This window comes from Pseudomonas mediterranea CFBP 5447, from assembly GCF_000774145.1.
Taxonomy (GTDB): domain Bacteria; phylum Pseudomonadota; class Gammaproteobacteria; order Pseudomonadales; family Pseudomonadaceae; genus Aquipseudomonas; species Aquipseudomonas mediterranea.
Window position 1 is genome coordinate 870,580 of record NZ_KN322983.1, and the last position, 24,388, is coordinate 894,967.

The 24,388-nt window shown below is 61.7% G+C and carries 24 protein-coding genes; 9 read left to right on the plus strand and 15 right to left on the minus strand.

Annotation, left to right across the window (positions count from 1 at the left end; translation table 11 throughout):
- The first annotated feature begins 41 nt into the window (after window positions 1-41).
- Entirely contained in the window at window positions 42-647 is a 606-nt protein-coding gene (locus N005_RS09465; RefSeq protein WP_047700941.1) for a MiaE family protein, read from the plus strand.
- 97 nt (window positions 648-744) lie between these two features.
- On the opposite strand, the gene N005_RS09470 is transcribed toward N005_RS09465, so the two are convergent.
- From N005_RS09470 to N005_RS09480, 3 genes are all read right to left on the minus strand, one after another.
- Window positions 745-1,233 carry a GFA family protein gene (locus N005_RS09470; RefSeq protein ID WP_047700942.1) on the minus strand — a complete coding sequence of 163 codons (489 nt, stop codon included), beginning with the start codon at window positions 1,231-1,233 and terminating at the stop codon, window positions 745-747.
- A 140-nt stretch (window positions 1,234-1,373) separates the two neighbouring features.
- Window positions 1,374-2,006, minus strand: a complete 633-nt coding sequence (locus tag N005_RS09475) for a DNA-3-methyladenine glycosylase family protein (protein WP_047700943.1) — start codon at window positions 2,004-2,006, stop codon at window positions 1,374-1,376.
- A gap of 22 nt (window positions 2,007-2,028) precedes the next feature.
- Window positions 2,029-3,111 carry a bifunctional transcriptional activator/DNA repair enzyme AdaA gene (locus tag N005_RS09480; RefSeq protein WP_047700944.1) on the minus strand — a complete coding sequence of 361 codons (1,083 nt, stop codon included), beginning with the start codon at window positions 3,109-3,111 and terminating at the stop codon, window positions 2,029-2,031.
- A 157-nt stretch (window positions 3,112-3,268) separates the two neighbouring features.
- Here N005_RS09480 and N005_RS09485 point away from each other — a divergent pair, with 157 nt between their 5' ends.
- Entirely contained in the window at window positions 3,269-3,733 is a 465-nt protein-coding gene (locus tag N005_RS09485; RefSeq protein ID WP_047700945.1) for a hypothetical protein, read from the plus strand.
- A gap of 79 nt (window positions 3,734-3,812) precedes the next feature.
- Here N005_RS09485 and N005_RS09490 read toward each other — a convergent pair whose 3' ends face one another.
- A complete protein-coding gene (locus tag N005_RS09490; RefSeq protein ID WP_047700946.1) occupies window positions 3,813-5,267 on the minus strand; it encodes a TrkH family potassium uptake protein in 1,455 nt (484 codons plus the stop codon).
- A gap of 178 nt (window positions 5,268-5,445) precedes the next feature.
- Between N005_RS09490 and N005_RS09495 the strand changes: the two genes are divergently transcribed.
- Complete coding sequence (locus N005_RS09495) at window positions 5,446-6,033, plus strand: LysE family translocator (RefSeq protein ID WP_047700947.1); 588 nt, start codon at window positions 5,446-5,448, stop codon at window positions 6,031-6,033.
- A gap of 24 nt (window positions 6,034-6,057) precedes the next feature.
- On the opposite strand, the gene N005_RS09500 is transcribed toward N005_RS09495, so the two are convergent.
- On the minus strand, window positions 6,058-6,882 hold the full coding sequence (locus N005_RS09500) for a helix-turn-helix transcriptional regulator (protein WP_047700948.1): 825 nt from the start codon (window positions 6,880-6,882) through the stop codon (window positions 6,058-6,060).
- A 147-nt stretch (window positions 6,883-7,029) separates the two neighbouring features.
- Between N005_RS09500 and N005_RS09505 the strand changes: the two genes are divergently transcribed.
- Complete coding sequence (locus N005_RS09505) at window positions 7,030-7,992, plus strand: GGDEF domain-containing protein (protein WP_047700949.1); 963 nt, start codon at window positions 7,030-7,032, stop codon at window positions 7,990-7,992.
- 278 nt (window positions 7,993-8,270) lie between these two features.
- Here N005_RS09505 and fabI read toward each other — a convergent pair whose 3' ends face one another.
- The 8 genes from fabI to gloB form a co-directional block, all read right to left on the minus strand.
- Window positions 8,271-9,065 (minus strand): enoyl-ACP reductase FabI, encoded by a 795-nt coding sequence (fabI, locus tag N005_RS09510; protein ID WP_003202751.1) that lies wholly within the window; start codon window positions 9,063-9,065, stop codon window positions 8,271-8,273.
- A gap of 19 nt (window positions 9,066-9,084) precedes the next feature.
- Window positions 9,085-10,695: an ABC transporter ATP-binding protein gene (locus N005_RS09515; RefSeq protein ID WP_047700950.1), complete on the minus strand. Its 1,611-nt coding sequence runs from the start codon at window positions 10,693-10,695 to the stop codon at window positions 9,085-9,087.
- A gap of 1 nt (window position 10,696) precedes the next feature.
- Complete coding sequence (locus N005_RS09520) at window positions 10,697-11,716, minus strand: ABC transporter permease (protein WP_047700951.1); 1,020 nt, start codon at window positions 11,714-11,716, stop codon at window positions 10,697-10,699.
- Between the two features lies 1 nt (window position 11,717).
- A complete protein-coding gene (locus N005_RS09525) occupies window positions 11,718-12,791 on the minus strand; it encodes a microcin C ABC transporter permease YejB (RefSeq protein WP_047700952.1) in 1,074 nt (357 codons plus the stop codon).
- A gap of 4 nt (window positions 12,792-12,795) precedes the next feature.
- The gene (locus N005_RS09530) at window positions 12,796-14,649 is read right to left on the minus strand and encodes an extracellular solute-binding protein (RefSeq protein WP_047700953.1); all 1,854 of its coding nucleotides are present in this window, start codon (window positions 14,647-14,649) and stop codon (window positions 12,796-12,798) included.
- Window positions 14,646-16,475, minus strand: a complete 1,830-nt coding sequence (locus tag N005_RS09535) for an extracellular solute-binding protein (RefSeq protein ID WP_392397531.1) — start codon at window positions 16,473-16,475, stop codon at window positions 14,646-14,648. Before N005_RS09535 ends, N005_RS09530 begins: the two co-directional genes overlap by 4 nt.
- Window positions 16,476-16,740: 265 nt before the next feature.
- Complete coding sequence (locus tag N005_RS09540) at window positions 16,741-18,201, minus strand: transglycosylase SLT domain-containing protein (protein ID WP_047700955.1); 1,461 nt, start codon at window positions 18,199-18,201, stop codon at window positions 16,741-16,743.
- Between the two features lie 99 nt (window positions 18,202-18,300).
- Window positions 18,301-19,068 (minus strand): hydroxyacylglutathione hydrolase, encoded by a 768-nt coding sequence (gene gloB / locus N005_RS09545; protein ID WP_047700956.1) that lies wholly within the window; start codon window positions 19,066-19,068, stop codon window positions 18,301-18,303.
- 65 nt (window positions 19,069-19,133) lie between these two features.
- Here gloB and N005_RS09550 point away from each other — a divergent pair, with 65 nt between their 5' ends.
- The 4 genes from N005_RS09550 to N005_RS09565 all read left to right on the plus strand — a co-directional run bounded on the left by N005_RS09550 (window position 19,134) and on the right by N005_RS09565 (window position 22,311).
- Window positions 19,134-19,892, plus strand: a complete 759-nt coding sequence (locus N005_RS09550) for a class I SAM-dependent methyltransferase (RefSeq protein ID WP_047700957.1) — start codon at window positions 19,134-19,136, stop codon at window positions 19,890-19,892.
- An 88-nt stretch (window positions 19,893-19,980) separates the two neighbouring features.
- A complete protein-coding gene (rnhA, locus tag N005_RS09555; RefSeq protein ID WP_047700958.1) occupies window positions 19,981-20,433 on the plus strand; it encodes a ribonuclease HI in 453 nt (150 codons plus the stop codon).
- A gap of 230 nt (window positions 20,434-20,663) precedes the next feature.
- Window positions 20,664-21,416: a DNA polymerase III subunit epsilon gene (dnaQ, locus tag N005_RS09560; RefSeq protein ID WP_047700959.1), complete on the plus strand. Its 753-nt coding sequence runs from the start codon at window positions 20,664-20,666 to the stop codon at window positions 21,414-21,416.
- A gap of 280 nt (window positions 21,417-21,696) precedes the next feature.
- Window positions 21,697-22,311: a GNAT family N-acetyltransferase gene (locus N005_RS09565; RefSeq protein ID WP_047700960.1), complete on the plus strand. Its 615-nt coding sequence runs from the start codon at window positions 21,697-21,699 to the stop codon at window positions 22,309-22,311.
- On the opposite strand, the gene N005_RS09570 is transcribed toward N005_RS09565, so the two are convergent.
- Window positions 22,277-23,170 (minus strand): LysR family transcriptional regulator, encoded by an 894-nt coding sequence (locus N005_RS09570; RefSeq protein ID WP_047700961.1) that lies wholly within the window; start codon window positions 23,168-23,170, stop codon window positions 22,277-22,279. The two genes, N005_RS09565 and N005_RS09570, sit on opposite strands and share 35 nt — an antisense overlap.
- A gap of 78 nt (window positions 23,171-23,248) precedes the next feature.
- On the minus strand, window positions 23,249-23,482 hold the full coding sequence (locus N005_RS09575) for a hypothetical protein (protein WP_047700962.1): 234 nt from the start codon (window positions 23,480-23,482) through the stop codon (window positions 23,249-23,251).
- A gap of 181 nt (window positions 23,483-23,663) precedes the next feature.
- On the opposite strand from N005_RS09575, the gene N005_RS09580 reads away from it, so the two are divergent.
- Window positions 23,664-24,221 (plus strand): NADPH-dependent FMN reductase, encoded by a 558-nt coding sequence (locus N005_RS09580; protein WP_047700963.1) that lies wholly within the window; start codon window positions 23,664-23,666, stop codon window positions 24,219-24,221.
- The last annotated feature ends 167 nt before the right edge of the window (window positions 24,222-24,388 follow it).

The following is a 24,388-nucleotide window of genomic DNA, read 5'->3' on the forward strand; positions in this document are numbered from 1 at the left end:
ATCGGCGCCCTTCGCTCGACTACCTTTCCCCCGTGAGCCCCATGATCCTTCCCGAAATCCACGAATTCCTCGGCTGCCGCACCCCCGATGCCTGGGTCCAGGCCGCGTTGGCCGATCAGGAAACGTTGCTGATCGACCACAAGAACTGCGAGTTCAAGGCCGCCAGCACTGCCCTGAGCCTGATCGCCAAGTACCATTCCCATGTCGATCTGATCAACATGATGTCGCGCCTGGCCCGGGAAGAGCTGGTGCACCACGAGCAAGTCATGCGCCTGATGAAAAAGCGCAAGGTGGGCTTGCGCCAGCTCTCCGCCGGGCGTTATGCCTCGGGCCTGCGCAAGGTGGTGCGCAGCCACGAGCCGGTCAAGCTGGTGGATACCCTGGTGGTCGGTGCGTTCATCGAAGCCCGCAGTTGCGAGCGTTTCGAGGCACTGGTGCCGCATCTGGACGAAGAACTGGGCAAATTCTATTTCGGCCTGCTGAAAAGCGAGGCCCGGCATTTCCAGGGCTACCTGAAACTGGCCTACCAGTATGGTGATGCCAAGGACATCGCCCAGGTGATTGACAAGGTGCGTGAGGCCGAGCGGGACTTGATCGAGTCGCCGGATGTGGAATTTCGGTTTCACAGTGGGGTGCCGGCGCTTTAGTCCTGCGTCGTTTGTACTGACTCCATCGCGAGCAGGCTCGCTCCCACAGGGAAACGCATTCCTCCTGTGGGAAGCGAGCCTGCTCGCGATGGGGGCGTTAAGCCGTCAACCCCAGGCGTTCATGCCACTGCGCAATGGACTCCTCGGGATAAACCTCGAACCGCTGGTCGCCCGGCTGCGCTTCGACTTCCACCCAAGGGGCCTTGGAGCCGAGCATCAGGTGGGTATGCTCCGGCGGAACCGGCAGTGGTGTGTCGATGGCCGAGGCGAAAGGGTGGATCAATTCCGGCCATTCAGGGCTGAACAACCACAATCCCGAGCCGCAAAGAGAGCAGAAATGCCGTTCGGCACTGCTGCGGTGGGCGCGTTTATCGCCTTCGTTCTTGAGTCGCGCATGGTAGATCGAGATGTGCCGGCGACCCCGAACCTTGAGGCTGCGGGCATCGCCGCCCAGGTTGATCGCAAAACCGCCGCCGCCCTGGGTCTTGCGACAGATCGAGCAGTAGCAGCGTTGATAAGGGTAGGGGTGGGCACAGGTCAGGCTGAATGACACCTCGCCGCAATGGCAGGAACCTTCGAGCTGCATGGGAGCCTCCGATGGAATTGGAATGATCCTGGACAGCGTAGACGGTCAGCGTTTCGACAGGCCTGGCGCCTTCGCGAGCAGGCTCGCTCCCACATTGAAATGCGTTCCCCTGTGGGAGCGAGCCTGCTCACGATGAACGATCACGCGGTCCCCCGGGCAGGCACCGGCACTCGCCACAGGTACCATGCCGCCACCGTCCGATAGGGGCTCCAGGCCAGGCCGATGTCGATCATCTGCTTGCGAGCGGGCTGTCGTTCGAGGCCCTTCAAGCGCCGATAACCTTCGCGCACGCCGAAGTCGTCCACCGGCAGGATGTCCGGTCGCTCCAGGCTGTAGATCAGCAACATCTCCACGGTCCAGCGACCGACGCCGCGAAGGGTGACCAGGCGCTCGATCAAGGCTTCGTCGTCCATGGCCAGCGCTGTCGGGTAGTCCGGCACCACGCCGTCCAGGGCCGCCTGGGCGATGCCCTGGATGGTTGCGATCTTGCTGGCGGAGAAACCGCAGCCGCGCAACTGCTCGAAGTCGGTCGCCAGAATCTGCTCCGGCCTGGGAAACGGCTGCGTCGGGAATAACGCCAACAACCGACCAAAGATCGCATCGCCGGCCTTGGCATGCAGCTGCTGGTAGGCAATGGCCCGCACCAGGACTTCGTAGGGATCGCGGGCTGGCCTGGGTTGCAGCAGGCAGGGACCGGTCGTTTCGACATGGCGCCGCCACTCTTCATCGAGGCTGGCAAGAAAGACGCTGGCATCGTGGTACGGCACGGGCATCGGAGCTGTGTCCTCGGGTTGATCAGAACGCCAGGGGCAGGGAAACCTGCACGGCGGCTTTTTCCAGTCGCAGCAAGAAGGCCTTGCGCGGTTGTCCGCCACCATAGCCGGTCAAGGAGCCGTCCGCACCGATCACCCGATGGCACGGTACAACGATGGCCAGGCGATTCTGCCCATTGGCCAGCCCCACGGCACGGCTGGCGCCAGGGCTGCCGAGGAGGGCGGCGATGGCGCCGTAGCTGCGAGTCTCGCCATAAGGGATCTTTTGCAGTTCGGCCCAGACCCGGACGGCGAATGCACTGCCCGGCATGTGCAATGGGACGTTGAAAGTCGTGAGGTTGCCGGCGAAATAATCCGCCAGTTCGGTTTCGATCTGCTGCAAGTGCGCGTTGTGCCCCGGCGCGACGGTGTAGCCGTAGCGCTGTTGCAGCTCCTCGATTTCCCGGGTCAGGGCCGGGCGGTCGAGAAACTCCAGCAGGACCAGCCCGCGTCGTTCGGCCATGGCCAGCATCGGTCCCAATGGCGTGGTCAGCCGCGTGAACAGCAGGGGCTCGCTGTGGGCTGCGCGGCCCGGCGTGAAGTGGAAAGACTTCACGAACGCGTCACGAAACCCGCTAAGGGACTCGTAGCCCGAATCGAACGCCGCGTTGTCGATGGAGTTGCCCTCCTTGATGCCACCCAGGGCGATGCCCAGGCGCCGGGTGCGCAGGTAGGCGTGAAAGGTCATGCCGAAATGCTGCTTGAACCAGCGTCGCAGCTTCAAGGGCTCGATGCCTTGTTCCAACAGCAGGGCGTCCGTCCAGCGCAGATCGGGTTCGGCGTCCACCGCCTTGAGCAGCGCCTGGATCCAGTCCGGTGCGATGGCGGCAGCGTCCAGGGGTTTGCAGCGCAGGCAGGCGCGGTAGCCGGCCGACATGGCTTCGTCGGCATGGGCGAAAAACTCTACGTTCTCCGGTTTGGGTTTGCGCGCCGTGCAGGCAGGGCGACAGAAAATGCCGGTGGTCTTGACCGCAGTGAAGAACACCCCCTCATAGGCGGTGTCTCGTTCGAGCATGGCGCGGACCATCTCGGCGTGGGGCGGGAGCAGTGAGTCTTGTCTGTTCATGGGGCTGAGCATAGAACTGCGTCCGGTACAGCTCCACCGAAAAATCGACAGTGAATTTTCTGTCGTTGGGTCCTGTCGTTGGTCGGGAGGTCGCGAACAAAAATTGAACCTTTTGGTCTTAGAGGTTCAACCGTTGATTTTGTCTTTCGGAGACAACATGTCCAAACATAAGAAGTCGTTAATCGCCGCCGCAGTCTGCACCCTGATGCTCGGTGCTTCTGCCTTGCTGCCAGCGGATCTGTCGCCCATTGGCGCGAGCTACGCCGCAGCGGGTGGCAATGGTGGCGGTCATGGCGGTGGCAACGGAGGCGGCAGCGGCGGTGGCAATGGTGGTGGCAAGGGCAGCGGCAAATCCAGCGATTCCAGTGGTCACGGCAAAGGCCTGAGCAGCGACCACACCGGCACCGCCACGCGCACCCGCGATCATGGCGTCAGCGGCAAGCACACCGGGACCACTCGCACTGATCGTGCGAGCCATGCGTCGGTCACGTCGAGCATTGCCAACGACCGCGACACCCGCGGCTTGACCAAGGCTTCGGCGATCTCCGATGCCACGCCCGGTACCCACAACACCAAGGGACTGACCAACGCGACCAGCTCTTCGATCAAGAACGACCGCTGATCGCCTGAAAAAAACCGCGGCGCCTCTATCGAGGTGTCGCGGTTTTTTTTGCCTTGTACTGTGCAAAAGGGCGAAGGATTCAGTACTTCCAGAACACCGGGGTAAACAATACCAGGACGGTCAGGATCTCCAGGCGACCCAGCAACATGCCAACGGTCAGCAGCCATTTCGCGGCATCCGGCAAGGTCGAGAAGTTACCCGCTGGTCCGATGATCGATCCCAGCCCCGGTCCCACGTTGCACACGGCGGTGGCCGCGCCGGTCAAGGCGGTTGTCCAGTCCAGGCCGATCAGTGCCAGACCCAGGGCGATAGCGCCGATGGTGATGGTGAAGAAAAATGAAAATGTCAGCAGCGAGCGAACGATTTCTTCATCGATGGGATGGTTGTTGTATTTCTTCTGAATCACTGCCCGCGGATGGATCAATTGTTTCAAGCTGCCCATCAGCAAGGCTCGGGCCACCTGAAAGCGGAAGATTTTCAGGCCGCCTGCGGTCGAGCCGGAACAACCGCCGACGAACGTCAGGTAGAAGAACAACAACAAGGCAAAACTGCCCCACAGGGTGTAGTCACCCAGCGCAACGCCGGTGGTGGTGACCACGGAAGTCACGTTGACGGCCACGATACGAACCGAGTCCCACCATGTGTAGTCGCTATTCAGGCTCAGCCAGGTTCCGACCACGAGCCAGGTGACGATCAGGAAGCCGATAAACCCTTTGACTTGCTGGTCCTTGAACAACGCTCGCCGATTGCCGCGCAAGGTGGCTACATACAAGGTGAATGGCAGCGAACCGGCCATCATGACAACGACCGATACCCAATGAATGGCCGGTTGAGGCCAGTGTCCCAGGGAGGCGTCCGACGTGGAAAAGCCGCCCGTGGAGATCAGGGACATCCCATGATTGATCGCTTCGAAAGGCGTCATGCCTGCCAGCCACAAGGCCAGGGCTGCCAGAGCGGTCAATCCTATATAGATCCACAGAATGTAGTTCGCCGCGACATGGGAGCGTGGAGTGACTTTTTCCGACCAGTCCGATGACTCGGTCTGGAACAGTCGCATGCCGCCGACCCGCAGCAGCGGCAGGACCGCCACCGCCATGCCGATAAAGCCTATCCCGCCAAGCCAGTGCAGCATCGAGCGCCAGATCAGCAGGCCGGGGGATGCGTTGTCCAGTCCGGTCAAGACGGTCGAGCCGGTGGTGGTGATGCCTGACATCGTCTCGAAAAAGGCGTCGGTGTAGCTGATGTGCTGGATGAGCACCAGCGGCAGCGCGGAGAACCCGCAGACAACAATCCAACTGGCGGTCGTCAACAGGTACATGTCCCGAGGGCGCATCTGCGTCTGTGCGGGCCGTCCGCGGGCCACCAGCGCGATGCCACAGGTGAAGGTGATCAGGCTCGACCATAAAAACGCCGAGAGGTCATCGTTTCGCCCATAGATCATCAGGGTGATGAGTGGAATAACCATGCTTGCGGCCAGCGTGATCAGGAAAATACCGAGAATGAAGCCGATGAATCGCACTACCGCAAAGGACATAGGGCACGCCTGGTTGAGTAAGCCGCACAGTATCGGCTCCGCTGGCCGGATACTGCATAAAGTTTACGTAAAAATCACTACGGTACAGCGTGGTTGCGATGGGGCAGTTTTATTCAATACCCACGGCTTTCGCAGACTTACTGTGTGCGCTACCTCACCAACATGAAGAAGGTATGCGATGACTCTGTTTTTCTCCATGGCGGCATTTGCCCTGGTCGCCTCCATCACGCCGGGTCCTGTGAATATCGTGGCTCTCAGTTCTGGGGCCCGGTACGGCTTTCGTGCGACGTTGCGCCATGTGGCCGGCGCCACCCTGGGGTTCGTCCTGTTGCTGGTGCTGATGGGGCTGGGGTTGCATGAAGTGCTACAGCGCTGGCCCGGTCTTGCGCGAGTGGTGCAATGGGGCGGCGTGGCGTTCCTGGTGTTCATGGCCTGGAAGTTGGCTATGGATAATGGTCACCTGGGCGCCAATGACGAGGGGCGGGCACCGTCAATGTTCTATGGAGCACTGATGCAATGGCTCAACCCCAAGGCCTGGTTGGCCTGTGTCGCGGGAATGGGCGCTTTCGTGGCCGATGGCGAGGCCAGGCTGGTCTGGCAATTTGCGGCCATCTACCTGGTGATTTGCTACGTCTCGGTGGGCTGCTGGGCATATGCCGGCAGTTTCCTGCGCAGTTGGCTGGGCAATCCGGCGACCATGCGGCTGTTCAATCGGGCGATGGCGGTGTTGCTGGTGGCGAGTGCGGTGTATTTGTTGTTGCCTTGAGCTGTCTCGGGGGGCTGCCGCAGGTCACCCGCGATACTGCCCCGGCGTAGCCGCCAGGTGCTGCTTGAAGGCGCGTTGGAAATGCGCCTGGTCGGCAAATCCGCTGTCCAGCGCGACATCGGCGATCAGCTTGCCTTCGCGCAATTGCCGGCGGGCGAACTGGATACGGCGATTGACCAGGAAGGCATGGGGCGTCATACCGTAATGGCGCTTGAAAGCCCGGCTCAGGTACGACGGTGACAGCTCTGCGGCGGCGCAGATGTCTTCGAGCGTCAAGGCTTCGGTGCAATGGTCATGGATGAACTGTGCCGCCCGCATCAACCCCGGATGGCTGCCCCGGTCCGGACGCCCCGCGGGATTGAGACGCTGTTGCAGATCGATGAAAAACGCCTCGGCGGCGGCCTGTTTGGACGAGGGGGCGAGCCGTTCATCCACCAAGTGCCCATACAACCCTTGCAGTGCGGCAAACAGCTCGGCATCGCGGCTGTGGGTGGTGGTAAAGCCCTGGAACTCCAGTTGCTCGTCAAAGCCGATTCGTCGCTGCAGGTCCCTCAGCCACAGGGTGTCGACGTAGAGCATCACGTATGACCATGGCTGGTCGTCAATCGGGTTGCAGGCGTGGACGTCACCGGGGTTCATCAGCACCACGGTGCCGCTTTCGATCTTGAAGTTCGACTGCCCATGCACGTAGGTGCTGCATCCGGCGGTGATTGCCCCGATGGAGAAATGGTCGTGGGAATGCCGTGAGTAACAGACCTTGCGCCCATCCGCGATGCCCCGGGCTTCGATGAACGGCAGGGCCGGGTCGCGCCAGAAACGAGGGGCGGAGTCGTGGGGAAGGGACTTCATCGGTCAACGCCTCTTATTGAACCAGTTTCGTAGTGTATAAGCCCTCGTCGGCAAATGCCCGTCCGATTCGGTCACGCGATCTCGTCGGCAGTGGAAGCGGAGCAGGGCTGGGCTAGACTGGAACCATTGCCCACAACGGAGCGACCGATGCTCGAACCCGGTAAACCTGACGACGAAGCGGTCCGTCTCAAGACCTTGCAATCGTTGAAACTGCTCGATACCGCACCCGAAGAGCGATTCGACCGATTGACCCGCCTCGCTCGACGGCTGTTCGATGTGCCTTTCGCGCTGGTCTCCCTGGTGGATGCCAACCGGCAATGGTTCAAATCCAATGGCGGCATGAGCGTCAGTGAAACCCCGCGGGCGGTTTCCTTCTGTGGGCATGCGATCCTGCAGGATCAGATCATGGAGGTTTGCGACGCAGAGCAGGACGAACGCTTTCGAGACAATCCAATGGTCACGGGGGATCCCGGCATTCGCTTCTACGCGGGGCAGCCGCTGAGGTTGGAGGGTGGCAGCAAGTTGGGGACGCTGTGCCTGATCGACACCCGTCCGCGCAGGCTCGATGACGAAGAGCGCGAGCTGCTGCGCGACCTGGCGCGCATGGCCGAGCAGGAAATGGTCGCCGTGCAGATGGCGAGCATGGATGAACTGACGTTGCTGTCCAATCGGCGCGGTTTCAGGACGCTGGCCCAACATGCGCTGAACGTGTGTGAGCGACTGTCGCGACCGGCGACGCTGTTATACTTCGACCTCAACGATTTCAAACCCATCAACGACCGCTTCGGACATGCCGAGGGCGATAGCGCGCTGAAAACCTTCGCCGACGTGCTGCGCATCGCCTTTCGCGAAAGCGACGTGATCGGCCGTCTGGGCGGTGACGAATTCGTCGCCTTGCTGACCGGCTCTTCCCACGTCGAGATCTCGGCGATCATGGCGCGACTCCGGGAAGTCCTCGATGAACGCAATGCGATGCTGCAGCGCGGTTATGACATTCGCTTCAGCGTCGGGCAGGTCGAGTACGGGCCACAACACCACGAATCGATCGACAGCTTGCTGGCTGACGCGGACGCAGCCATGTATGCCCAGAAACAGGGCAAACGGTGCTGAAGCCCTCCATCATCTACAACTGACCCACCGCCATCGCGAGCAGGCTCGCTCCCACAGGGGATTGGCGATGGATGGAGATTTTGCGGCCAGCCCCGGAACCCCTGTGGGAGCGAGCCTGCTCGCGATAGCGGTGGCCCAGCCAATACTGATGCGACTAACAGATAGCCATCGCGAGCAAGCTCGCTCTCACAAGGGGAGTGGGGGGGCTGGGGAATCGGGAATGAAAAACGCCGCTCGTCCCTTCCAGGACGAGCGGCGTTTTTCATGCGCGGCGAAGATTACTCTTCGATGTTGCCCATGGCGGTGGTGTTGAAGCCGCCGTCCACGTACATGATTTCACCGCTGATGCCCGAGGCCAGGTCGGAGCAGAGGAAGGCGCCGGCGTTGCCGACTTCTTCGATGGTGACGTTGCGACGCAGCGGGGTTTGCGCTTCGTTGGCGGCCAGCATCTTGCGGAAGTTCTTGATGCCGGAAGCGGCGAGGGTGCGGATCGGACCTGCCGAGACGCAGTTGACGCGGGTGCCGTCCGGACCCAGGGAACCGGCCAGGTAGCGCACGCCGGCTTCCAGGGAGGCCTTGGCCATGCCCATGACGTTGTAGTTCGGCATGGTGCGCTCGGCACCCAGGTACGACAGGGTCAGCAGGCTGCCGTTGCGGCCCTTCATCATTTCGCGGCCGGCCTTGGCCAGGGCGACGAAGCTGTAGGCGCTGATGTCGTGAGCGATGCGGAAGCCTTCGCGGGTGGTGGCTTCGGTGAAGTCGCCGTCCAGCTGGTCGCCCGGGGCGAAGCCCACGGAGTGCACGATGCAGTCCAGGCCGTCCCACTTCTTGCTCAGTTCTTCGAAGACCTTGGCGATTTCTTCATCGCTGGCCACGTCGCACGGGAAGCACAGCTCAGGGCTCGAACCCCAGCCTTGGGCGAACTCTTCGACACGACCCTTGAGTTTGTCGTTCTGATAAGTGAAGGCAAGTTCAGCGCCCTCGCGATGCATGGCGGCGGCGATGCCGGATGCGATGGACAGCTTGCTGGCGACACCGACGATCAGTACGCGCTTACCGGCGAGAAAACCCATGTGTTGCTCCTCTTTCAGGTTATTCGGCAGCTGTTGGGGCCAGGAAGGCGGCCTCCAGCAACTGCTGTGTATAGGGGTGTTGCGGCGCGGCGAATATGCTGCGGGCATCACCTTGTTCGACCACTTGGCCATGCTTGACCACCATCAATTGGTGGCTCAGCGCTTTGACGACAGCCAGGTCATGGCTGATAAACAGGTACGTCAGGTTGTACTTGGTTTGCAGCGACCGCAACAGCTCCACCACCTGGCGCTGCACGGTACGGTCCAGGGCCGACGTCGGTTCATCCAGCAGAATCAACGCCGGCTTGAGCACCAGGGCTCGGGCAATGGCGATACGCTGCCGTTGCCCTCCGGAAAATTCATGGGGGTAGCGGTTCCGGGTTTCCGGGTCCAGGCCTACCTCCTTCAATGCCGCGATTATCGCTTGTTCCTGTTCGGCTTCGGTGCCGATCTTGTGGATCCGCAGGCCTTCACCGACAATCTGGCCCACACACATCCGCGGGCTCAGGCTACCAAACGGGTCCTGAAACACCACTTGCATCTCCCGGCGCAGCGGTCGCACCTGCTGCTGCGTCAGGTTGTCCAGCTGCTTGCCTTCGAAGCGGATCCCGCCCCGGCTGCCGATCAACCTCAGGATCGCCAGCCCCAGGGTGGACTTGCCGGAGCCGCTTTCGCCGACGATGCCCAGGGTCTGGCCCTGGGGCAGGCTGAAGCGAATGCCGTCCACGGCCTTGATGTAATCCACCGTGCGCTTGAACAGGCCTTTCTTGATCGGGAACCAGACTTTCAGGTCCTCGACCTGCAACAGCGGCGGGCCGACCACGTTGCTCGCCGGGTTGCCGCTGGGCTCGGCGGCCAGCAGTTCCCGAGTGTACGGATGCTGCGGCGCGCGGAACAATTCTGTGCACGATGCCTGTTCGACGATGCAACCGCGCTGCATGACACATACGCGGTGCGCAATTCTTCTGACCAGGTTCAAATCGTGGCTGATCAGCAGCAGCGACATGCCCAATCGTGCCTGCAGATCCTTGAGCAGATCGAGGATTTTCAGCTGGACGGTGACGTCCAGGGCAGTGGTCGGTTCGTCGGCGATCAGCAGTTCCGGCTCGTTGGCCAAGGCCATGGCGATCATGACCCGCTGGCGCTGGCCGCCGGACAGTTCGTGGGGCAGGGCCTTGAGCCGCTTGTGCGGTTCGGGGATGCCCACCAGTTCCAGCAGCTCCAAGGTCCGCCGGGTCGCGACCTTGCCGGTCAGGCCCTTGTGGATGCCGAGCACTTCATTGATCTGTTTGCCGATCGAGTGCAGCGGATTGAGGGACGTCATCGGCTCCTGGAAGATCATCGCGATCCGGTTGCCGCGGATGTGACGGATGGTTTTTTCCTTCAACCCCAGCATGTTCTGCCCGGCGTACTGGATGGCGCCGGTGGGGTGGTGGGCCAGCGGATACGGCAGCAACCGCAGGATCGAGTGGGCGGTTACCGACTTGCCCGAGCCGCTTTCTCCCACCAGGGCCAGGGTTTCGCCGCGCTTGATGTCGAAACTGACGCCCTCGACCACGCGCTGGCGGTGTTGCCCGACCACGAATTCCACCGCCAGGTCGCGGACTTCGATCAGATTGTCCTGGTTCATGTCACTTCCTCGGATCGAAGGCATCGCGAGCGGACTCGCCGATGAACACCAGCAGGCTCAGCATGATCGCCAGTACGGCGAACGCGCTCATGCCCAGCCAGGGCGCCTGGAGGTTGGATTTGCCCTGGGCCACCAGCTCGCCCAGGGACGGCGCGCCGGCCGGCAGGCCGAAACCGAGGAAGTCCAGGGCGGTGAGGGTACCGATGGCGCCGGTGAGGATGAAGGGCATGAAGGTCATGGTCGAGACCATGGCATTGGGCAGGATATGCCGGAACATGATCGCACCGTTCTGCATGCCCAGGGCGCGGGCGGCGCGCACGTATTCGAGGTTGCGCCCGCGCAGGAACTCGGCGCGCACCACGTCCACCAGGCTCATCCAGGAGAACAGCAACATGATCCCCAGCAGCCACCAGAAGTTGGGCTGGACGAAACTGGCCAGGATGATCAGCAGGTAAAGCACCGGCAGGCCGGACCAGATCTCCAGGAAGCGCTGGCCGGCCAGGTCGACCCAACCGCCATAGAAGCCCTGCAAGGCCCCGGCGATGACGCCGACGATCGAGCTGAGGAGTGTCAGGGTCAGGGCGAACAGCACCGAAATGCGGAAGCCATAGATGACCCGGGCCAGTACATCCCGGCCCTGGTCGTCGGTGCCCAGCCAGTTCACCGCGGAGGGAGGTGCGGGGGCGGGGACCTTCAGGTCGTAATTGATGCTCTGGTAGCTGAACGGAATCGGTGCCCACAACACCCAGGCATCCTTGGCCGCCAGCAGTTCGCGGATGTATGGGCTTTTGTAGTTGGCTTCCAGCGGGAATTCGCCGCCGAAGGTGGTTTCCGGGTAGCGCTTGAGGGCCGGGAAGTACCAGCCGCCGCCGTAATGCACCACCAGGGGCTTGTCGTTGGCGATCAGTTCGGCGCCCAGGCTGAGGACGAACAGGATCGTGAACAGCCACAGCGACCACCAGCCACGCTTGTTCGCCTTGAACAGTTCGAACCGGCGGCGATTGAGGGGGGACAGGTTCATCTCAATGCTCCCGGCTTTCGAAGTCGATGCGTGGATCGACGAAGGTGTAGGTCAGGTCACCGATCAGTTTCACCACCAGCCCCAGCAGGGTGAAGATGAACAAGGTGCCGAAGACCACCGGGTAATCGCGGTTGATCGCCGCCTCGAAACTCATCAGCCCGAGGCCGTCGAGGGAGAAGATCACCTCCACCAGCAAGGAGCCGGTGAAGAAGATGCCGATGAACGCCGAAGGGAAACCGGCGATGACCAACAGCATGGCGTTGCGGAATACATGGCCGTAGAGCACCCGGTTGCGCGTCAGGCCCTTGGCCTTGGCGGTGACCACGTATTGCTTGTTGATCTCATCGAGGAAGCTGTTTTTGGTCAGCAACGTCATGGTAGCGAAGTTGCCGATCACCAGGGCGGTCACCGGCAGGGCCAGGTGCCAGAAATAATCGAGGATCTTGCCGCCCCAGCTCAATTGATCGAAATTGTTCGAGGTCAGGCCGCGCAACGGAAACCAGTCGAAATAGCTGCCGCCGGCAAACACCACGATCAGCAGGATGGCAAACAGGAATGACGGAATCGCATAGCCGATGATGATCGCCGAACTGGTCCACACATCAAAATGGCTGCCATGCCGCGTGGCCTTGGCGATCCCCAGCGGGATCGACACCAGGTACATGATCAGCGTGCTCCACAGCCCGAGGGAAATGGACACCGGCATCTTTTCCTTGATCAGGTCGATGACCTTGGCGTCGCGGAAGAAACTGTCGCCGAAATCCAGATGGGCGTAGTTCTTGATCATGATCCACAAGCGTTCGGGGGCCGACTTGTCGAACCCGTACATGCGCTCGATTTCCTTGACCAGCGCCGGGTCCAGGCCCTGGGCGCCGCGATAGGACGAACCGGCCACGGAGACTTCGGCACCGCCGCCGGCGATGCGGCTGGTAGCGCCTTCGAAGCCTTCGAGCTTGGCGATCATCTGCTCCACCGGCCCGCCGGGCGCGGCCTGGATGATGACGAAGTTGATCAGCAGGATGCCGAACAGGGTCGGGATGATCAGCAGCAGCCGCCGGAAAATATAAGCCAGCATCGGGTTACTCCACGCTCGCCGGGGCAGCGTTGTTCTGTTGTTCGATGACTTGCTTTACTTCATCGGCAGGTTTGGTGTCCGGCTTGACCCACCAGGTGGTCGTGCCGATGTCATAGGTCGGCGTGACTTTCGGGTGGCCGATGTGGTTCCAGTAGGCCACGCGCCAGGTCTTGATGTGCCAGTTGGGAATCACGTAGTAGCCCCATTGCAACACACGGTCCAGGGCGCGGGCGTGGGCGACCAGGCTCTTGCGCGAATCGGCGTTGATCAGTTGTTCTACCAACTGGTCGACGGCCGGATCCTTCAAGCCCATGGTATTGCGGCTGCCGGGCTTGTCGGCGGCGGCCGACATCCAGAACTCGCGCTGTTCGTTCCCTGGCGAGCTGGACTGCGGGAAGCTGCCCACCATCAGGTCGAAATCCCGGGAGCGCACACGGTTGATGTATTGCGAGATGTCGACCCGGCGAATCACCAGCTCGATGCCCAGGTCGCTCAGGTTGCGCTTGAACGGTAGCAGTACCCGTTCGAACTCGGTCTGGGCCAGCAGGAACTCCAGCACCACCGGTTTGCCCTGGGCATCGACCATCTTGTCGTCGACGATGCGCCAGCCGGCTTCCTGCAGCAATTGATAGGCCTTGCGCTGCTGGTCGCGGATCATGCCGCTGCCATCGCACATCGAAGGTTGGAACGCTTCGGTGAAGACCTGCTCGGGAATCTTGCCGCGCAGGGGCTCGAGGATCTTCAGTTCGTCCTCGCCGGGCAGGCCGGTGGCGGCCATTTCCGAGTTCTCGAAATAGCTGCGGGTGCGGGCATAGGCGCCGTTGAACAGTTGCTTGTTGGTCCATTCGAAGTCCAGCAGCAGGCTCAGGGCCTTGCGCACCCGCACGTCCTGGAACACCGGGCGACGGAGGTTGTAGACGAAGCCCTGCATGCCGGTGGGGTTGCCGTTGGGAATCTGCTCCTTGATCAACCGCCCTTCGGTGACGGCCGGAATGTTGTAGGCGTTGGCCCAGTTCTTGGCGGTCATTTCCAGCCAGAAATCGAACTGCCCGGCTTTCAGGGCTTCGACCGCGACGGTGTTGTCACGGTAGTAGTCGGTGGTCAGGACGTCGAAATTATAGAAGCCGCGATTGACCGGCAGGTCCTTGCCCCAATAGTCCTTGACCCGCTCATAGCGGACCGAACGCCCGGCTTTCACTTCGGTAACCCGGTAGGGACCGCTGCCCAGGGGGATCTCCAGGTTGCCCTTGTTGAAGTCGCGGTCCGCCCACCAATGCTTGGGCAAGACCGGCAGTTGGCCGAGGATCAGTGGCAGTTCGCGGTTGTTCGTGTGCTTGAACTTGAACAGCACCTTGAGCGGGTCTTCGGCGATGACTTCGGCGACGTCGTTGTAATAGCCGCGGAACATCGGCGCGCCGTCCTTGGTCAGGGTCTGGAAGCTGAAGACCACGTCTTCGGCGCGTACCGGATGGCCGTCGTTGAACCGGGCCTCGGGGCGCAGGTAGAAGCGCACCCAGGCATTGTCCGGGGCTTTTTCGATCTTTTCGGCGATCAGGCCGTATTCGGTGAAGGATTCGTCGAGGCCTTGCTTGGCCAGGGTGTCGTAGATCAGGCCGATGTCATCGGCCGGCACGCCTTTGCTGATGAACGGATTGAGGCTGTCGAAACCGCCAAAGCCACCCTGACGGAATATCCCGCCCTTGGGCGCGTCCGGGTTCACATAGTCGAAATGCTTGAAGTCGGCCGGGTATTTCGGCGGCTCGTTATACAAGGTCACGGCGTGCTGCGGCGCGGCACAGGCCAGCCCGGTGAAAAGCAGGCCGCCAGCCTGCAGGAGCAGGGCGCGTAGAGGCTTCATTGATCTTTCTCCGAAGATTTCAGCCACCACGCGCTCAGGCCCAGGGTGTAGGGCGGCGTGGTGACAAAGGCGAACCGGTTACGGTAGGCCAGGCGATGATAATTCAGATACCAGTTGGGTATGCAGTAGTGTTGCCACAGCAGCACACGGTCGAGGGCTTTGCCGGCGGCGACCTGTTCGTCGCGGGTCTGGGCGGCGAGTAGCTTTTCCAACAGGTGGTCGACCACGGGGTTGGCGATCCCGGCGTAGTTCTTGCTGCCCTTGACCCCGACCTGGCTGGAGTGGAAGTACTGCCACTGTTCGAGCCCCGGGCTGAGTGTCTGGTTCAGGGTCAGCAGGACCATGTCGAAGTCGAACTGGTCCAGGCGCTGTTTGTACTGGGCGCGATCCACCGTGCGCAGGCGGGCCTGGATGCCGATGCTGGTGAGGTTCTCGACGTAGGGCTGCAGGATGCGCTCCAGGTTCGGGTTCACCAGCAGGATCTCGAAGCTCAGGGGCTTGCCGTCGGCGTTCAACAGGCGCTGGCCGTTGAGGGTCCATCCGGCCTCTTTCAGCAACCCGAGGGCCTTGCGCAGGGTTTCCCGGGGAATGCCGCGACCGTCGGTATGGGGCAGGCTGAAGGGTTCGGTGAACAGCCGGGGCGGCAATTGTTCGCGGTACGGCTTGAGCAACAGCCATTCGTGCCCCACCGGCAGGCCACTGGCGGAAAACTCGCTGTTGGGGTAGTAACTGAGGGTGCGCTTGTAGGCGCTGCTGAACAGCGTGCGGTTGGTCCACTCGAAGTCGAACATCAACCCCAGGGCCTCTCGCACCTTGACCTCGGCAAACGTGCTGCGCCGGGTGTTCATGAACAGACCCTGGGTCTGGGTCGGGATCTGGTGGGGAATCTGCGCCTTGATCACATCGCCGCGGTTGACCGCCGGAAAGTCGTAGCCGTTGGCCCAGTTCTTGGCCTGATGTTCGATATAGATGTCGAATTCGCCGGCCTTGAAGGCTTCGAAGGCTACGTCGCTGTCGCGATAGAACTCCACTTCCATGCGGTTGAAGTTGTACTTGCCGCGATTGACTGGCAAGTCCTTGCCCCAGTAGTCCTTGACCCGCTCGAACACCAGTTGACGGCCCGGCTGCACCTTGGAGATGCGGTAAGGACCGCTGCCCAGGGGCGGTTCGAAGGTGGTGGCCTTGAAGTCGCGGTGTTCCCAGTAATGCTGGGGCAGCACCGGCAGCTCGCCCAGGCGCAGGATCAACAACGGATTGCCCGCGCGCTTGAAGACAAAGCGGATTTTCAGCGGATTGAGGATGTCGACCCGCAGCACTTCCTGCAGGTTGGTGCGGTATTGCGGGTGGCCCTCCTTGAGCAGCGTCCGGTAGGAGAACGCCACATCATAGGCGGTGATCGGCACGCCATCGTGAAACCGCGCCTCGGGCCGCAGGTTGAAGACTACCCAACTGCGGTTTTCGTTGTATTCCACGCTCTGGGCGATCAGGCCGTAGCTCGAAGTAGGCTCGTCGCCGGAAGGTGCGTACTGGCCGGTGCCGACCATCAGCGGCTCGTTCAGCTCGTTGATGCCGTATTGCAGGAAATTCGCCGTGGAGACCGGGCTGCTGCCCTTGAAGGTGTAGGGATTGAGTGTATCGAAGGTGCCGAATGCCATGACCCGCAAGGTACCGCCCTTGGGCGCTTGCGGGTTGACCCAGTCGAAGTGGGTAAATCTGGCCGGGTACTTGAGCGTGCCGAATTGTGCGTAGCCATGGCTTTCGCTGATGGTTGCGCTGGCGGTGGAGCTCAGGGCCAGGCTGATCAGGAACAGGAGGAGGGGACGTATCAAGTCTGGTATCCGATCCAGGCGGCTTGGGCTTTTATGGCCTGTACAGTAACAGCTTGTATCGGCAGGAAAAAGGCGGGGGCTCAAAGCATCAGGGTTCACCGGAAACCGTGGCGAGGGAGCTTGCTCCCGCTGGGGCGCGAAGCGGCCCTGAAAAGCAATGGCTTAAACCAATCTGTCATACCTGAGGGGGCGGTTTTGGGGCTGCTTTGCAGCCCAGCGGGAGCAAGCTCCCTCGCCACAAAAAATCCCAGCTACATCAATATCAGTGCGGGGAATAGACCGTCAGCATCTGGCCGGGCTTGAGGGCCTTGCCCATGCGCGGGTTCCATCGCTTGAGGTGTTGCATCTCGACATTGAAGCGCTTGGCCACCACGTACAGCGAGTCACCCTGCTGGACCTTGTACTGGGTCTGCTGCTTCTTCTGGTCTTTGCTGTTGGCGGCTACCACCGTGTTGATACGCTTGCCGCTCGCCTTGGTGGCCTTGGTCGGCTTGGTGTCCTGCATGACCAGGGTCTGGCCGACCTTGAGCTTGTTGCCGCTGAGCTTGTTCCAGCGTTGCAGGTCCTTGGTCTGGACGTTGTTGGCCTTGGCGATCTGGGCCAGGTTGTCACCGCGCTTGACCCGGTAGCTGCGCCGGGCACCTTCGACTTCGCTGTCATCGACGCTTTCGAAAACCGGTTTGAGCGAGCGCTGGCTGATCAGTTCTTCCGGACGCATGGTCGACAGGCTGGCGGTCAGCAGCTGGGCCTTGGAGGTGGGCACCAGCAGGTGTTGCGGGCCGTCGATGGTGGTGCGCTGCTTGAAGGCCGGGTTGAGCTGGAACAGCTCGTCTTCGTCGATGTTCGCCACCGCCGCGACCTTGGACAGGTCCATGCGCTGGTTGATCTCGACGACCTGGAAATAGGGTTCGTTGGCGATCGGGTTGAGGTTCACGCCATAGGCATCGGGGGCGAGCACCACCTGGGACAATGCCAGCAGCTTGGGCACATAGGCCTGGGTCTCGGCGGGCAGCGGCAGGTTCCAGTAGTCGGTGGGCAGGCCGAGTTTTTCGTTGCGCTCGATGGCGCGGCTGACCGTGCCTTCGCCAGCGTTGTAGGCGGCCAGCGCCAACAGCCAGTCACCGTTGAACATGTCGTGCAGGCGCGTCAGGTAATCCATGGCCGCCGTGGTGGAAGCAGTGATGTCGCGACGCCCGTCATAGAAGCGGGTCTGGCGCAGGTTGAAGTAGCGCCCCGTGGACGGAATGAACTGCCACAGCCCAACGGCGTTGGCCCGGGAGTAGGCCATGGGGTTGTAGGCGCTTTCGATCACCGGCAGCAGCGCCAGCTCCAGCGGCATATTGCGCTCTTCGAGGCGTTCGACGATGTAGTGCATGTACAGGCTGCCGCGTTCGCCGGCACCCTCGAGGAACGACGGGTTGCTGGCGAACCACAGGCGCTGTTGCTCGATACGCGGGTTGACCCCGGCGGTCTCCTGCAACTGGAAGCCCTGGCGCATGCGTTCCCAGATGTCCTGGGGAACCTGGGGGCTGGGCTTCTCGCTGAGCCAGACCGGCTTCTGCTTGGCGCGGGCCGCCATGTTCTTTGGCACGGCCGTGTCGGTCTGGGGCATCTGGCCCGAACTTTGGCAGCCCGCCAGGATGGCGGACACAGCCACCGCGATGGCTTGAGCCAGGCGGGTCAATGTAGCTGACGGGACGGACCTGCGTATGGATGACGACATTGGCTGGAAGTAAGTTCCGGGCAAAAATGTCGGCCGATTCTAGAAAGCGCACCCCAACAGGTCAACCATTCAGAATTTTTGTATCAGCCGATGGCTGCCTTAGAACTTATCTTTCCAGGCCCTCAAGGCCGCAAAAACCTCACTCGGCGTCCCGTTTCGCTGGCCGTTCCGTTCGTCTGCTTTTTGTTTAACGGATGTTTCAGTGGTGCGCAGGAACGGATTGGTGAGTTTTTCCAGGGCCAGGGTCGACGGCAGGGTAATGACGCCCTCGCTGCGTTGCCGGCCGACCTTTTCCAGACGGGCGGCGATGTCCGGGTTGTCTGGCTCCACCGCGGCGGCGAACTTCAGGTTGCTGAGGGTGTATTCGTGGGTGCAGTAGATCAGTGTGTCGTCCGGCAGGGCGGCGAGGCGGTCGAGGGAGTGGTGCATCTGTTCCGGCGTGCCCTCGAAGAGCCGTCCGCAACCGGCGGCGAACAGGGTGTCGCCGCAGAACAGCAGGCCATGGTGGTAATAGGCGATATGCCCCAATGTATGGCCGGGCACGGCGTAGACAGCGAAGTCCAGGCCGAGCACCTCGATCTGGTCGTTGTCCTCGAGCGCCACGTCCCGCGCCGGGATGTTCTCGCTGGCAGGACCGTGGACGGTGGCGTTCGTCGCATTTTTCAGCGCCTGGACGCCGCCGACATGATCATGGTGATGGTGGGTGATCAGGATGTCGCTCAAGACCCAGCCTGGGTGGGCCTCGAGCCAGGCCTGGACCGGCGCGGCGTCGCCCGGATCGACCACGGCGCAGCGGCGGCTGGAGTGATCCTGTAACAACCAGATGTAGTTATCGGTGAAGGCGGGCAGGGCACTGATCTGTATCATCGCGGAATTCGCCAAGCGGAAAACAAAGGCGCATCTTAGAACTTCCTGACGCGTTGGAGAATGCAATGACTGACGAAGCGTTCGCTCAGGCTGATCCCGACTGGCTGGCGTTGATCAGCGCAGCCCGTGAATGGCTGTCCGGCCCCGTCGGGCAATTTTTGCTGGAAGAGGAACGGCGCATGCTCGAAGACGAGCTGGGTCGCTTCTTCGGCGGTTACCTGGTGCACTACGGTCCGTCGGCGCAGACACCGCCGTCGGCACCGCAGGTCCAGCGCAACGTGCGCCTGGGCGCACCGCTGCCCGGGGTGGAGATCGTCTGCGAGGAGCAGGCCTGGCCGTTGAGCGAACACGCCGCCGATGTGGTGGTGATGCAGCACGGCCTGGATTTCTGCCTGTCGCCCCACGGCCTGCTGCGTGAAGCCGCCAGCAGCGTGCGTCCGGGTGGGCATCTGTTGATCATCGGCCTCAACCCCTGGAGCAGTTGGGGGCTGCGCCATGTCTTCGCCCATGATGGCTTGCGCCAGGCCCGCTGCATCTCGGCATCGAGGGTGGGCGACTGGCTCAACCTGCTGGGCTTCGCGCTGGAGAAACGCCGCTTCGGGTGCTATCGTCCGCCGCTTGCGTCGCCCAAGTGGCAAGCCCGCCTGGCCGGGTGGGAGCGCAGGGCCGGCGACTGGCAACTGTCCGGTGGCGGCTTCTATCTGCTGGTGGCGCGCAAGATCGCGGTCGGGCTGCGCCCGGTGCGCCAGGTCCGGCGCGAGCCGATGGGCAAGCTGATTCCCTTGCCGATGGCCAAGGTCAATCGTCGTCATATCGAGCCATAACCGTTTCTGATGGCCTGCCCGGCATCGTCAACCTGGAGGTTGGCGGTCCCCGGCGGCAGGCCTTTGCATTTTTTCTGGATGGATGGGCATGAGCGATAGCGTAGAACTCTTCACTGACGGCGCCTGCAAGGGCAACCCCGGTCCGGGCGGCTGGGGCGCGCTGTTGGTCTTCAAGGGCGTAGAGAAGGAACTCTGGGGAGGCGAAGCCAATACCACCAACAACCGCATGGAACTGATGGGCGCCATCCGCGGCCTGGAAGAACTCAAGCGCCCTTGTGACGTGCTGCTGGTGACTGACTCGCAGTATGTGATGAAAGGCATCAACGAGTGGATGGCCAACTGGAAGAAGCGCGGCTGGAAGACGGCCGCGAAGGAACCGGTCAAGAATGCCGACCTCTGGAAGCTGCTGGACGAGCAGGTCAATCGCCATAACGTGACCTGGAAGTGGGTGCGCGGGCACATCGGCCACCACGGCAACGAACGGGCCGACCAGTTGGCCAATCGTGGGGTGGACGAGGTGCGGGGTTACAAGCAGGCCTGATGCAGCCCTGTTTAATTGGGCATATATACCTTGTGGCGAGGGGATTTATCCCCGCTGGGCTGCGAAGCGGCCCTAAAACCCGGCAGCACGGTGTGTCAGGAAGTTTAATGGGGGCGCTTCGCACCCCAGCGGGGATAAATCCCCTCGCCACAAAAGCTGCGGCCAGCCATTTCCTTGAGCGTGTTACCATCCCCGCTTTTGCAAGCATGCCCGTTGAGAGCTGAACACTGATGGCCAACAGATCTGTTGTACTGGATACCGAAACCACCGGCATGCCGGTGACCGATGGTCACCGGATTATCGAGATCGGCTGTGTCGAGCTGATCGGTCGACGACTGACCGGTCGCCATTTCCACGTCTACCTGCAACCGGACCGTGAAAGTGACGAAGGCGCCATTGGCGTCCACGGCATCACCAACGAATTCCTGGTGGGCAAGCCGCGTTTCGCCGAGGTGGCCGATGAATTCTTCGAGTTCATCCAGGGCGCGCAGCTGATCATTCATAACGCGGCGTTCGACGTTGGCTTCATCAACAACGAATTCGCCTTGATGGGCCAGCACGACCGGGCCGACATCAGCCAGCATTGCACCATCCTCGATACCCTGGTCATGGCCCGCGAGCGGCACCCGGGGCAGCGCAACAGCCTCGACGCCTTGTGCAAGCGCTATGGCGTCGACAACTCCGGCCGTGAACTGCACGGCGCCTTGCTCGACTCCGAGATCCTTGCCGACGTCTACCTGACCATGACCGGCGGCCAGACCAGCCTGTCCCTGGCCGGCAACGCGTCGGACGGTAATGGGACCGGCGAAGGCTCGGGCGCACAGGCCAGCGAAATCCGGCGTTTGCCCGCCGACCGTCGGCCCGCGCGGATCATCCGTGCCAGTGAAACCGACCTGGCCGAACATGCCGCACGTCTGGAAGCCATCGCCAAGTCCGCCGGTGCCCCGGCACTGTGGACGCAGTTGGCTGAAGCCGGGCAGTGAGGAATTGATGTGAATCCCTGTGGGAGCGAGCCTGCTCGCGATGGCGGTATGTCAGCCCCCCCATCAGTGACTGAACCACCGCTATCGCGAGCAGGCTCGCTCCCACAGGGGTAGAAGTGTCATTGTTTATTGTTCATTTCTCGCCACAATCGTCAGTACCTTCTAACCTGAGGTAACGGCAGTCCATGGGTAGCCGCTTGATGTGCACAGTTTCGAGAGGCAAGGGCAATGGATTGCGACGCGCCGTCGGTTGGCTCAAGGAATGAGGACGTTTTCCAGTATGCAGTCGGTCATGAATCCCAAACACCCCGGCCTGTCGGTGCGGGTCGTCGATGACGGCTTCGCTGCGTACATCTGGGGCAGTGATTTCAGTTTCGAAGTCAGCGCCTACGGCACGGCGCAGATCGGTCGTCCCGTGAGCCAATGGCCGGTAACGCCCATTGTTCCCTATCAGAAGTGCTATGGCATCGACCCGGAAGAGTTCAGCAGCTTCCACGACGCCCCGGACAGCGAAATCTTCATGGCCTACCTGGACGACCAGCCGGTGGGGCATCTGGTGGTCAGCACCAACTGGAATGGTTTTGCCCACATCGACGAACTGGCGGTGCATGCCCCGGCCCGTCGTCATGGGGTGGCCAAGGCCTTGCTCGACGTGGCGCAATTCTGGAGCCGCAAGAAAAAACTGCCGGGGATCATGCTGGAAACCCAGAACAACAACCTGGGGGCCTGTCGACTCTACGAGCGCTGTGGCTATGTGCTCGGCGGCATCGATCACCTGCGCTATCGCGGCATCGACCGACATACCGCCGAAGTGGCGTTGTTCTGGTACCGGTTGTTCGACGATCCGCTGGGCATGTCGGTCAGTGGCTCAGCAACGCCTCGGCTTGTTCCGTAACCAGCTCCAGCAGCGCTTGCAGCGTGGGTGACGGGGGCGTGCCGGTCAGGCGCAGGGCATAGAGGCAGATGGGAACGGCGGGCGATACCGGGCATACGTCCAGCCCACCATCCTTGGCGCCCGAGGCGGTAAAGGGGTCGACGATGGCCAGGCCTTCGCCGGCCTCGACCATGGCGCGCATCATCTGGTGGGTCTGGACGCGGATCTGGATCACCGGCGCCGGGCGCAGCGTTCCGAGTTTATTGTCGAACGCAGGGCTCAACGGATCCTGGCCATCCAGGCCTACCAGTGACTGGCCCGCGAGATCCTGAAGCGAAATGTACTTCTGCCTGGGTTGCAGCCAGCCGTGAGGGGCGAGCAATTGCAGTTTGCCCTGGGCGATCATCTGGCAATGGATGTCGGGATGTTCGGGATCGTGCAGGCTCAGCCCCAGGTCGCTGTCGCGCAGCAGCAGGCTGCGGACGATTTCGCGGGTCGGTTGGCTGAGCAGCGTGCAAGGCGCATCCGGATAGCGGCGGCGCAGGCCGGCCATGCTGCGGGGCAACAATTGCTGGGCCAGTGGCGGGGTGCAGATGATCCGCAGGGGCGGCGCCTGATAATGCTTCAAACTGCTGGCCAAGCGTTGCACCGGTTCGAGGGCGTCGTACACGCCTGTGATGCCGTCGCGCAGTTCAAGGGCTTCGCGGGTGGCCTGCAAGCGTCCGCGCACGCTGGCGAACAGCATGAAGCCCAGTTGAGCTTCGGCATCGCGCAGGGTTGTCTCGATTTCAGCGACCGGCAATTGCAGCCATTCGGCCGCTGTGCCGAGGTGGCCGGTCTGCAACAGCGCCTGGATCACTTCGATGTGGCGTAATCGCATGCAAGAAGTCCATGTGCGGCAGGTGAGCCATTGAATGGCTGAATCCTAACCCAAGTCCGGGCATGACTTCTGCTTATGTCATAAAGCTATTTGTGGTTCGGGTTCGCGTACCAGTTCGATACCTGACTGCACCAGCAGGAACCTGTCTTCATCGAGCTTGCTGACCCGATCACCGATGGCCAGTTTGTAAGTGGTGACAGGCTCCTTGCCGTTTCCGTCCGGCGACGGGGTCGATTCCTGGAATTCATGCACGGAATAGACGCGACCTTCGGCGTCCCGCGCATGAAATTGTCCGACAAGTACTGCTGCCATTGCTTAGAACCTCTGGAAATAGATCACTCGATTTACGGTTCTGTAGACCCTGCCCACGCGCGGGAAGTTTTCCTACAAGAAAAAAATAGTCCAGGCGGCAGGTTTTCGGCTTTCCGCTGGTCCAATAATCCGCCCGATCATCTATAAGTAGAGTCCCTTTGATCCCTAGCGAGAACCTCCAATGAGTAATGTCTATACAGTGGCCGTTTTAGTGGGAAGCCTGCGCAAGGCGTCGATCAATCGCAAGTTGGCACTGGCGCTGGCGGACCTGGCGCCGGCCAACCTGAAGCTGGAGATCGTCGAGATAGGCGACTTGCCGCTCTACAATGAAGACATTGATGTCTCGCCCCCCGCTGCCTACAGCACCTTCCGCCAGCGGATAGGCGCCGCCGACGCCTTGTTGTTCGTCACCCCGGAGTACAACCGTTCCGTGCCGGCACCGTTGAAGAACGCCATCGACGTCGGCTCGCGTCCTTACGGCCAGAGCTGCCTGAGCGGCAAGCCGGGTGCGGTGATCAGCGCCTCGCCAGGTGCCATCGGCGGTTTTGGCGCGAATCATCATTTGCGTCAGTCCCTGGTGTTCCTCGACGTACCGTGCATGCAACAACCGGAAGGCTACCTGAGCAATGCCGGCACGGCGTTCGACGAGGCGGGCCACGTGTCGGAGTCGGTGAAGCCGTTCCTGCAGAAATTCATCAATGCCTATGGCCAGTGGGTCGAGCAGCATAAAAAGCTCTGATCGATACAGTCCATAAATCTGTGGGAGCAAAGCTTGCTCGCGATAGCGGCGGACCAGCCAAAGCAGTTGTCAACTGATTCACCCGTCACGAGCAAGCTTCGCCCTCACAGGTTTCGCTTCAGCCCACCTTTCGTCTTAAACTTGCTTCCACCTGTCATTCTTGACAG